This is a genomic window from Pararhodobacter sp. CCB-MM2 (assembly GCF_001691415.1).
Taxonomy (GTDB): domain Bacteria; phylum Pseudomonadota; class Alphaproteobacteria; order Rhodobacterales; family Rhodobacteraceae; genus Pararhodobacter.
The window spans coordinates 1-10,747 of the sequence record NZ_LRRR01000055.1; the positions used below are offsets into that span (position 1 = coordinate 1).

The window sequence follows — 10,747 nt, forward strand, 5'->3', positions numbered from 1 at the left end:
GAGCAAGCTCCGGCCGCCTTACGACCCCATCGGCGTCCAGGGCCAGGGTTTCTGCTCACTCGCGGCCGATTGATACCGCGCAGCCTTGGCGACCCAAGCCCCAACCATAGCGCCGAAATCTCCGAGTTCCTCGTTCGGCCGGCCGCGGTTGGTCACCATGACCAGAACCTGCAACACGGCGATGGTGAACAGCAGCGACTGAGCGACGCTAATCAGGAACGTGATCACTACGATCCACAAGATCCGCGGCACGAGTTGGCGCCAGCCTTCCTCGACCGTCTCGCGCGGCTCGGTCTCGTCCTCGAGATGCGGATGCGGGGGACGGGTCATGCTGGGGCCTTTCCTTGGAACGCGGGCGCCAGAGTGGCGCAAGCCGGGTCGCGCGGCAAGCCACGCGCTTGCCCGCCCGGCAGGGCTTTGCTCTATTGGCACAAAGGAGAGCGCGCATGGCCGGACATCACGAACGAACCTCGTATCGCAACGCCGCCCGGCGCGCGCTGCGCGAGCGGCTGCGGAAGGAGGACCCGAATTACGTCCCGCCGCCCTATGTCCCGCCCTCGGAAGCGCGGCGCGAGAAATGGCTGCTGTTCGGGGTCTTCTGCGCCGTCGTTGTGCTGGGCGCGGCGGGGATCGGCCTCGGGATCCTGTGACCCCGAGGCCGTAGTCGATTACGAACCCAGACGGTAGTTCGGGCTCTCACGCGTGATCTGCACGTCGTGGACATGGCTCTCGCTCAGGCCCGCGCCGGTGATCTTCACGAAGTTGCAGTTCTTGCGCATCTCTTCGACGGTCGCGTTGCCCGTGTAGCCCATGGCCGCGCGCAGACCGCCGACCAGCTGGTGCACCACGGCGCCCGCCGGGCCCTTGTAGGGCACCTGACCTTCGATGCCTTCCGGCACCAGCTTGTCCGACGCGGCATCCTTTTGGAAGTACCGGTCGGCCGAGCCGCGCGCCATGGCGCCCAGCGAGCCCATGCCACGGTAGGATTTGTAGGACCGGCCCTGATACAGGATCACCTCGCCCGGTGCCTCGTCGGTGCCGGCGATGGCCGATCCGACCATGGCGCAGCTTGCGCCCGCCGCGATGGCCTTGGCGAAGTCGCCCGAGAACTTGATGCCCCCGTCCGCGATCACCGGCACGTCGCCCGCCGCAGCGGCCGAGTCCATGATCGCCGTCAGCTGCGGCACGCCCACGCCCGCGACGATGCGGGTGGTGCAGATAGAGCCCGGGCCGATGCCGACCTTGACCGCATCCGCGCCGGCGCCGATCAGAGCCTTGGTGGCCTCGCCGGTCGCGACGTTGCCGGCGACGACCTGCACTTCATTCGACAGCGCCTTCACCCGTTCGACCGCTTCCGCGACCGAGGCCGAGTGGCCATGTGCGGTATCGATCACCAGCAGGTCCACGCCCGCGTCGATCAAGGCTGCCGAGCGCTCGTAACCCGCGTCGCCCACGGTCGAGGCCGCGGCCACGCGCAGGCGGCCCAGTTCGTCCTTGCAGGCCATCGGGTGCAGGACGGCCTTCTCGGTGTCCTTCAACGTCAACAGGCCCGTCAGGCGGCCTTCCTTGTCGACAACGAGCAGCTTCTCGATCCGGCGGGCATGCATCAGGCTGCGGGCCTCGGCGCGGTCGGCAGGCTCGCGCAGCACGGCGAGGTTCTCGGCCGTCATCATCGCGTGCACGGGGGTCTTGGGATCGGTCGCAAACCGCATGTCGCGGTTGGTGACGATACCGACAACCTGCCCCTTTTCGTCGACGACCGGGAAGCCGGTGACGTTGTAGCGTTCGGCCAAAGCCTGCGCGTCGGCCAGCGTGGCGTTCGGCGTCAGGGTGATCGGGTTGTAGACGATGCCCGACTCAAACCGCTTCACACGGCGAACCTCGTCGGCCTGTTTTTCAAGGTCGAGGTTGCGGTGGATCACCCCCATCCCGCCGGCCTGCGCCATGGCGATCGCCATGCGGGCCTCGGTCACGGTGTCCATCGCTGACGAGAGCAGCGGGATGTTCAGCCGGATCGACTTGGTGACATGGGTCGAGACGTCAGCGGTCGAGGGCAGCACGGTCGAAGCCGCGGGGACCAGAAGGACGTCGTCGAAGGTGAGGGCCTCGCGAATCTGCATGGGGTGCTCCTGTCGGGGGATGGCATCGCTTGGCACCGCCCTATTGCACGCAAAACCCGGAAAGGAAAGGGGCGGCGGGGCGGATTCCACAGCACCAGGGCCACCGGTTGTGGCGGGCGGTACTCTGTTCGCCAAATAGACCCGCTTGCGACGCCATCGCCGGACGCGCCAGAGTGCCTGCGCCCCCCCGAAAGGCCGAGAGTCAAAACGGCCCGCCAGATAGGCGGGCCGTGATCTCAAGGTCTGGGGAAATTCAGAAACGCCAGCCGACCCGGACCTGGAAGGTGTTGATATCGCCGGTCCATCCGGCGACCGAGTCACTCTCCAGCCAACGCCGATTGATTTCGGCGCCCACGAAGAGGCTGTCATTCACCATGACATCAACCCCGATTGCAGCATTCATGCCGTCGTAGCCCTGATCGCCAAAGCCGCCGGCCCGGAAATCGCTGAAGGTGTAGCCGACAGCAAAATACGGCAACACACGACCGGCGTTGTAGCCAGCCGTCATGCGCACATCGGTGAACCGATTGAAATGCCAGTTGGGAAAGGCTGATTGGCGCGCATTCGTCCCGACACTGGTCGAGATCTCGGCGCCGAGGACGGCTCTGCCGAAATCATGCCGATACCCGGCGAAAAGTGCGCCGGTATAGCCTTCGACATCGTAAGGCCCGCCGATATCGAACATCTCACCAGAATGGACCCCCGCGCTGGCACCGGCGTAAAAACCGGTCCAATTGTAGCTTGGCGCGATGGTCACGATCTGGGGCGGCGGCGGCGGCGCGACAGGTCCGCTGGCAAGGGCGGATCCTGCTGCGGCAAAGGTCACAAAGGCAGCGCTTAGGAACGTCTTCATCGGAAAGTCTCCACAAAATCGTGCAAGAATGGACGGACGTATTGCAACCACTCTGCCAGATCCCGAGTGAAACAGAGATCACACTTGGTCTGATGCGGACTTTCCCAAGTCACATGTTGCGCCAAAGACACGTCCAGCACTGGGAGCCAACGCCCCTGCCCGTGCGCCTCCCGCCCTCAGATCGGCGCGGGCAGGTCTGCGGGAAGCGGGCAGGTATAGGGCTCCTCGGCCAGACGCTCGGCCTGCTCGGCCTTGGCGGCGGCCAGCGTCTCGGGCTCGGTGATCAACAGCTGCGCGCAGCGGGCCATGGCGAGGCCCGCATGGGTCATTCCCTTATGCGCCTGCCCCGATTTGCCCTGCGCCGTCGCCTGCCACGAATGCAGCGCCGTGCCGATCGCCATTGTCGCACATTGCAGCTGCGTCAGCGGCACGATCTGGCTGACGTCGCAGACATCCGTCGAGCCTGTCAGCACCTCGCCCCCCGGCCGCAGCGGCACCACCCAATTGGCCAGCGACACGTCGAAACGCGGCTTCATCTTGGCGATGCGGTAGGGCAGCGAGATATCGGTCTCGCTCAGGGTCTTCTGGATCTCGGCGGCATAGGCGCGGTCGGCCTCGTCGAAGGGCACGCCGCCGATCTCGTCGAGGACCCGCTGCATGGTGCGATCCATCGTCAGGTTCTCCTGCATCGACGAGACCGCCGAGAAGACCTTCGCCTCGACCTGCGTGCCGGTCATCAGCGCGGCGCCGCGGGCCACGTCCTTCACCCGCTCGACCAGCGCCAGCATGTCCGAGGATTTCAGCGCGCGGATCGAATAGCGCACCTTGGCCTGCGCCTGCACCACGTTCGGGGCCTTCCCGCCCGCGTCGAGATAGGCGTAGTGGATGCGCGCATCCTGCACCATGTGCTCGCGCAGGTAGTTCACGCCCACCGACATGAGTTCCACCGCGTCCAGCGCCGAGCGACCCAGATGCGGCGACATCGCGGCATGCGAGGACCGTCCGTTGAAGGTGAAGTCCATCCGGGTGTTGGCGAGGAAATACGGGTCCGAGACACGCGTCATGCTGTCCGGGTGCCAGGTGATCGCGGCATCGACGCCCTCGAACGCCCCGTCGCGCACCATGAAGGTCTTGGCCGCCCCGCCCTCTTCCGCCGGGCAACCGTAGTAACGCACGCGGCCCGGCGTGCCGGTTTCCTCCAGCCAATCCTTGATCGCACAGGCGGCCAGCAGCGCGGCCGCGCCCAGAAGGTTATGGCCGCAGCCATGGCCGTTGCCGCCTTCGGTCACTTCCTTCGGTTCCGCGATGCCGGCGACCTGGCTCAGGCCCGGCAGCGCGTCGTATTCACCGAGGATCGCGATCACCGGACCGCCCTCGCCCGCCTCGCCCATCACCGCCGTGGGGATGCCCGCCACGTTTTCGGTGACGCGAAAGCCCTTGGCCTTGAGCATCGCGGTATGCTCGGCGCAGCTTTCGGTCTCCTGATACAGCAGCTCGGGCGTGGCCCAGACCCGGTCGGCCATGGCCGTCAGGTCGTCGCGATGGGTGTCGATGGCGTTGTCGATGGGGTGGGTGTTGCGCATGTTAATCTCCGTCTGGGACGGAGACTGCGACGCCCGAGGCCGGAAGGCAAGCGTCGCAGACCGGCGTCAGTCGGTGACTTTCTTCACGAACTGGGATTTCAGTCCGATCTGCCCCACGCCGGGCAATTTGCAATCGATGTCGTGATCGCCCGGCACCAGACGGATGCCGCGCACCTTGGTGCCGACCTTGATCGTCGTCGAAGACCCCTTGAGTTTCAGGTCCTTGATCAACGTCACCGTGTCGCCATCGGCCAGCACATTGCCGACCGCATCGCGGATCACCTCGCCCTCGGCCGCGGCCTGAGCGGAGAATTCATGCCCACATTCGGGGCAGATGAGCAGGCTGTCCGCCTCGTAGACATAGGCGGAATTGCATTCGGGGCACGGCGGCAGAGTGTCGGTCATGCGCGCGGCATAGCAGAGACCCGCGCCCCGGCATAGCGCCCCGATGCCGCAGGGTCAGAGCCGGTCCTTCAGCCAGCGCGCGATGACTGTGGTCGCCTCGGCCCCCTGCGGGATCGCGCGCCGGGCCGAGACGAAGGCATGCACCTGCCCCGGGAAGGGATGCAGCGTGCTGTCGACGCCGGCGCGGGTCAGGGCCTCGTGATAGAGGTTGCCATCATCCCACAGCGGATCGTGGCCCGCGTTCAGGATCAGCGCCGGCGGCTGATCCGCCAGCCGCGACGACAACAACGGCGAGATGCGTGGATCGTCGAAACCCTGCCCCTCGGGCAGATATTGCGCCATGTACCAGTCCATGCGGTCGCGCGGCAGGACATAGGCATCGCGCAGGACCTCCATCGAACGGGTCTCGCCCTTCGCATCGACCGCCGGGTAGATCAGCACCTGCGCCTTGGGCACCACCCCGCCCCGGCCCATCAGGTCGTGCATCAGCACCGCGGTCAGGTTGCCGCCCGCGCTGTCTCCGCCGACCGCGAGGCGGTGCGGGTCCACGCCCCAGACCGCCGGGGTCGAGGTCAGAGCTTCCCATGCGGCCAGCACATCGTCGGGCGCGGCGGGCCATTTGTGCTCGGGCGCGAGGCGGTAATCCAGCGCGATGACGCGGATGCCGGCCTCCAGCGCGATCTGACCGCAGAGCCCGTCATGCGTATCGATGCCGCCCTGCACCCAGCCACCACCGTGGATGTACAGCAGCGTCGGCCGGCGCGTGCCCTGCGGCTGGGTGTCATAGATCCGTGCCGGACGATCCCCCGCGCCGCCGGGCAGGGTCACATCGCGCTTGATCACGCCGGGGGGACAGGGGGTGTCGAATTTCTCGGCCAGCACCTGAAGCGAGCGCCGGCTCTCGGCCAGCGTCGGCACCACGCCCGGCACACGGATGGTGTTGAACAGATCGCCCAGCGCCTGCGCCTTGGCGTCGATGCGACGCCCGTCGACCACCTTGCGGCGACCGGCATACCACAAGGCCGCCAGCGGCTCGGGCGCGCGGGCAAGGGCCAGCATGCCCAACAGCGTGAGTTTACTCATAAGATCCCCCGGGTTTTGCGCCATGGGGCATGAAGCGCGGCGACAATTCAAGCCTTTACGCGCAGGTCAGCTTCAACCCGCGCGCATCCGACCCTCAGTCAGCCGCGAATACAGCCGACCCGATCGCATGACCCAGCGATAGGCCAGCTTCTGCATCAGCCCCTCGACCGGGCGCTTGACGTCCAGAAGCAGCGCGATCCGAGGGTGCGGGCCGGGGTTGAGCACCTCATGCGGGAAGGTGTCGTCCCACAGCAGGCCCCCGCCCTCGGCATAGGGGATGCGCTGGCCGTCGACCTCCAGCCACGGGGCCTCGGGGCTGCCGGCGTCTGGGGCGTAGAGGCAGAGGTGATAGCGCAGGATACCTTTGAAAGGCCCCGAGTGGCGGGGGATGTGCTTGCCCGGCTCAAGGAAGGAATAGGCCGCAGTCGAGACCTGCGGATTATCCGCGAGGAACCCGGCCAGCGCGGGCGTACGGGCGGCATTGGCGCGGATCAGATGGCCGTAGGATTTGGCCATATACATCCGCCAGCTCTTGCCGTCCGAAGCCGAGATCCGCGTCTGGGTCGAGGAAATCTCGTGGAAACGCGGGATGTTGCCCTGCCCGGCGTAAAGCGCCAGCGCTTCGGCCTGCAGGGCGGGGAACAGCATCTGAAGTGCCTCGGCCTGCGGGAAGTATTGCTCCATGTCGAGGATCGGCGGGGTGTCGATCCCGGCATAGATCTGCCGCAAGCGCCGCGTTGCGCGCCGTTTCACAAGCTCTGCCACCATGGTCCCGTTCCCGTCCGATGCCCGGATCATACGCCAATACGACGCCCAGACGACAGGAATGTAACCGGATGCCGCCCCGCCTCAAGGATGCAGCGCGGCGCCCTTGATGGCCTTGTCCACGGCCTTCTTCGGACCGTACAGCGCAAGACCCACGAGGTCCGGTGCCTCGGCCGGTTCCGCCGCGAAGACGGCGCGGTTGTCGGCGTCATGGCCGGTGGCGAACATCGCCCGGACATAGCCTGCGCGCACCAGATCGCGCTCGATGGCTTGAACCCAGGCGCGCTGCAGCACCGGCAGATCCGCCGCGAAGACCAGCATCGGCTGACCCAGAAGCCGCGCATGCGCCCGCCCCGCGCCGTCGAGATAGGGCTCGCCCATTGCCTCGGGCACAGCACCGGCGATGCCGGAGGCCAGGAAGGCGGTGACGTTCAGCTTTTGCCACGTCTCCAGCGCGGGGTGGATGAGAAGGGCGATCTTGGTGTCGAACATGGGGGCTCCGATACTCCGTGAGCGCCCCTGCTACCGCCCTGCCCCGCGCGGTTCTTGAACGTTTGTGCGCGGTGTCAGACCCGGCCTTCGCACAGGCCCCGCGCATAGGCGCCCGGCGGAAGGCCATAGGCGCGGCGGCACCAGCGCGTCATGTGGCTTTGATCGGCGAAACCGCAGGCGGCGGCGACCTCGGCCGGGGCGTCGCCCTGCCGCAGCTGCACCCGCGCCCGCGCCAGCCGGGTTTCGACAAGGCAGGCGTGGGGCGAGCTGCCATAACGCGCGCGAAAGGCCCGGTTGAGCTGAAAGCGGCTCTCCGCCCCCGTCTCGGCCACCAGCAGCGCATTGTCGATCGGCTGGTCATAGCAGGCGAGGATCAGCGCCTGCGCCTTCTCGGCCAGACCTTCGGGCACCGCGACGCCTTGCGGGGGCGCCGGCTGGCCAAGGTGCCGGCGCAGGCCCTCGAGCACCCGGTCGCGGTGATGCTCGACCGCCAGCGGCCCCTCGCCCTCCAGCACCGCGCCCGCGGCCCCGGCCACGGCCTGCGCCAGCGCGCGGTCATCGGCCAAGGTCTGGCGGAAACCGATGGCGCCGTCACCGCCCAGCTCCTGCCGCAGCCAGTCCGCCGAGAGGTAGAGCATGCTGTAGCCAAAGCCCTCGGGCTCGGTCGCTTGCCCGTCATGGCGCTCGGTCGGCTCGATCAGGATAACCCGGCCCTGCGTGCTGCGGTTGCGATGCCCGCGGCAGAAGAAGTCCTGAATGCCGTGATGGGTGACACCGACCAGCCATTCGTCGTCATGCGAATGCATCTCGTAGGCATGGCCGTAGAACCGGGCACGGATCGCCTCCAGCCCGGTGGCCTTGTCGCGGCGCATCATCAACTGGTTCGAGGCGGGGGCAGCAGTCATCGCGCGACCCTATCGCTGCAGGGGCGCAAGCGAAAGGGGCGGCCCGATGGACCGCCCCTTCCGTCATTCTGTCAGGCCGTTCAGCCGATGATGCCGTTCAGCGTGGCCGAGGGGCGCATGGCCGCTTCGGCCTTGGCATCGTCCAGCTTGAAGTAGCCGCCCAGATCGGCCGGCGCGCCTTCGGCAGCGTGCAGTTCGGCAACGATCGTCTCGGCATTGTCGTTCAGCGCCTTGGCGATCGGAGCAAAGGCCGCGGCCAACGCCGCATCCTCGGTCTGCTCGGCCATCGCCGTCGCCCAGTAGCGGGCGAAGTGGAAATGCGAGGTCCGGGTGTCGTTCTGACCGACGCGGCCTTTGGGGCTGTCGTCGTTGTCCAGCACCTTCTGGGTCGCTTCGTCCACAGCCTTGCCGAGGACCAGCGCCGCCTTGTTGCCCTTGGCCTCACCGAGGAAGGTGAAGCTCTCGCCCAGCGCGCAGAACTCACCAAGCGAGTCCCAGCGCAGGTGGCATTCCTCGATCACCTGCTGCACATGCTTCGGCGCGGTGCCACCGGCACCCGTCTCGAACATGCCGCCGCCCTGCATCAGCTTGACGATCGACAGCATCTTGGCCGAGGTGCCCAGCTCCAGGATCGGGAACAGGTCGGTCAGATAGTCGCGCAGCACGTTGCCGGTGATGGTGACGCAATCCTGGCCCGTCCGCATGGTTTCCAGCGTGAAGCGGGTGGCTTCGCGCGGGGCCATGACCGGGATCTCGACGCCAGCCGCTTTCAACGCGGGCTCGACATATTTGATCAGCTCGGCGTCATGGGCGCGCTTGGCATCGAGCCAGAAGGCGCCCGAACCGGTGGCCTTGAAGCGGGCGATGCCCAGCTGGATCCAGTCGAGGATCGGCGCCTTCTTCGCGGTCGAGGAGCGCCAGATGTCGCCGGCTTCAACCTCATGCGAATGCAGCACTTCACCCGAGGCGAGGACGATCTTGATCGTGCCCTTGCCCTTGGCTTCGAACGTGGTCGGGTGCGAGCCGTATTCCTCGGCCTTCTGCGCCATCAGGCCGACGTTCGACACAGCGCCGCAGGTGGTGACGTCCAGCTTGCCGGTTTGTTTGAAATACTCGATCGTCTCGTCATAGACCGGCGCGTAGCAATTGTCCGGGATGCAGCAGACGGTGTCGGCTTCCTTGCCGTCCGGGCCCCAGCCCTTGCCACCGGCGCGGATCACGGCCGGCATCGAGGCGTCGATGATCACGTCCGACGAGACGTGCAGGTTGGTCACGCCCTTGTCCGAGTTGACCATGTACATCGGCGGCTGCGCGGCCATCGCGGCCTTGTAATCGGCTTCCAGCGCGGCGTTGCCGGCGATCTTCTTCTCCAGATCGCCGAGGCCCGAATTCGGGTTCCAGCCCAGCGCGTCCAGCTCGGCGCCGTGCTTGGCGATGAAGTCCTTCAGGTACACTTTGACGAAATGGCCGAAGATGATCGGGTCCGAGACCTTCATCATCGTGGCTTTCAGGTGGGCCGAGAACAGCACGCCCGGCTCGACCGAGGCCAGTTCCTTCTCGATGAAGGCGGTCAACGCCTTGGCCGACATGAAGGTCGCGTCGACGACTTCACCCTCGATATACTTGAGGCCCGATTTCAGCACGGTCTCCGAGCCATCTGCGCCCGCAAAGACGATCGAGGCGCCACCGGCCTGCGCGGCACTGATGGTCGCGGATTTCTCGTTGGCGTAGAAGTCGTTGCCGTCCATCGAGGCCACGCGGGTCTTCGACGCGGAGGACCATTCGCCCATGCGGTGCGGGTTCGCCTTGGCATAGGCCTTCACCGCCTTGGCCGAGCGACGGTCCGAGTTGCCCTCGCGCAGCACCGGGTTCACGGCCGAACCCTTGACCGCGTCGTAGCGCGCCTTGATGTCCTTTTCGGCATCCGTGGCGGGCTCGGCGGGGTAGTCGGGGATCGCGTAGCCCTTGTCCTGCAGTTCCTTGATCGCGGCGTTCAGCTGCGGCTGCGAGGCCGAGATGTTCGGCAGCTTGATGACGTTGGCCGAGGGGGTCTTCACCAGCTCGCCCAGCCAGGCCAGATCGTCCGAGACTTTCTGCGCGTCGGTCAGGAAATCCGGGAACACGGCCAAGATACGGCCGGCGACCGAGATGTCGCGGGTCTCAAGCGTGATACCGGCCTTCGAGGCGAAGGCGCGGATGATCGGCTCCAGCGAAACGCGGGCCAGTTCGGGGGCCTCGTCCACCTTGGTGTAGATGATGTCGGGGGTATCGCTCATGGCCGTGCGTCCTCTGTCAGGGGTCCCGGCACGGCCTGCGCGGCCTGTCCGGGCGCGTGGGATTCGACAAGGCGACCACGTGGCCGCCCCTTGCGCTGCTTCCTGACCGAAAACGGCCCCGCCGTCAAGCGTTGTGTACAATGGTATACGAAGATCGGCAGCTGCCGGCGGGCCTTCGCTGTTGCGCGCCCGGCCTCCCCGGCCAGACTGCCCCTCCGACCCGCGCCCTGCCCATCCTGCAGGCAAAGTACAACCCCACCATGAC

11 protein-coding genes are annotated in these 10,747 nt (G+C 66.8%); 1 reads left to right on the forward strand and 10 read right to left on the reverse strand.

Features of this window, described 5'->3' with window-relative positions:
- Positions 1-18: 18 nt before the first annotated feature.
- Entirely contained in the window at positions 19-330 is a 312-nt protein-coding gene (locus BCY78_RS23880) for a DUF4389 domain-containing protein (RefSeq protein ID WP_068306815.1), read from the reverse strand.
- 116 nt (positions 331-446) lie between these two features.
- Between BCY78_RS23880 and BCY78_RS23885 the strand changes: the two genes are divergently transcribed.
- Complete coding sequence (locus tag BCY78_RS23885) at positions 447-650, forward strand: hypothetical protein (protein ID WP_068306817.1); 204 nt, start codon at positions 447-449, stop codon at positions 648-650.
- 18 nt (positions 651-668) lie between these two features.
- Here the strand turns inward: BCY78_RS23885 and guaB are convergent, their stop codons facing one another.
- From guaB to BCY78_RS23930, 9 genes are all read right to left on the reverse strand, one after another.
- Positions 669-2,120 (reverse strand): IMP dehydrogenase, encoded by a 1,452-nt coding sequence (guaB, locus tag BCY78_RS23890; RefSeq protein ID WP_068306818.1) that lies wholly within the window; start codon positions 2,118-2,120, stop codon positions 669-671.
- Positions 2,121-2,373: 253 nt separating this feature from the next.
- Entirely contained in the window at positions 2,374-2,973 is a 600-nt protein-coding gene (locus tag BCY78_RS23895; protein ID WP_068306819.1) for an outer membrane beta-barrel protein, read from the reverse strand.
- 176 nt (positions 2,974-3,149) lie between these two features.
- On the reverse strand, positions 3,150-4,556 hold the full coding sequence (locus BCY78_RS23900; protein WP_068306820.1) for an amidohydrolase: 1,407 nt from the start codon (positions 4,554-4,556) through the stop codon (positions 3,150-3,152).
- Positions 4,557-4,622: 66 nt separating this feature from the next.
- Entirely contained in the window at positions 4,623-4,961 is a 339-nt protein-coding gene (locus BCY78_RS23905) for a zinc ribbon domain-containing protein YjdM (protein ID WP_068306822.1), read from the reverse strand.
- Positions 4,962-5,015: 54 nt separating this feature from the next.
- Positions 5,016-6,044, reverse strand: coding sequence for an alpha/beta hydrolase (locus BCY78_RS23910; RefSeq protein ID WP_068306824.1), 1,029 nt, complete (start codon positions 6,042-6,044; stop codon positions 5,016-5,018).
- Between the two features lie 72 nt (positions 6,045-6,116).
- On the reverse strand, positions 6,117-6,812 hold the full coding sequence (locus BCY78_RS23915; protein ID WP_068306826.1) for an aspartyl/asparaginyl beta-hydroxylase domain-containing protein: 696 nt from the start codon (positions 6,810-6,812) through the stop codon (positions 6,117-6,119).
- A gap of 81 nt (positions 6,813-6,893) precedes the next feature.
- A complete protein-coding gene (locus BCY78_RS23920) occupies positions 6,894-7,301 on the reverse strand; it encodes a DUF2000 domain-containing protein (RefSeq protein WP_068306829.1) in 408 nt (135 codons plus the stop codon).
- 74 nt (positions 7,302-7,375) lie between these two features.
- Complete coding sequence (locus tag BCY78_RS23925; protein ID WP_068306830.1) at positions 7,376-8,206, reverse strand: AraC family transcriptional regulator; 831 nt, start codon at positions 8,204-8,206, stop codon at positions 7,376-7,378.
- 80 nt (positions 8,207-8,286) lie between these two features.
- Positions 8,287-10,482, reverse strand: a complete 2,196-nt coding sequence (locus tag BCY78_RS23930; RefSeq protein ID WP_068306831.1) for an NADP-dependent isocitrate dehydrogenase — start codon at positions 10,480-10,482, stop codon at positions 8,287-8,289.
- Positions 10,483-10,747: the final 265 nt, after the last annotated feature.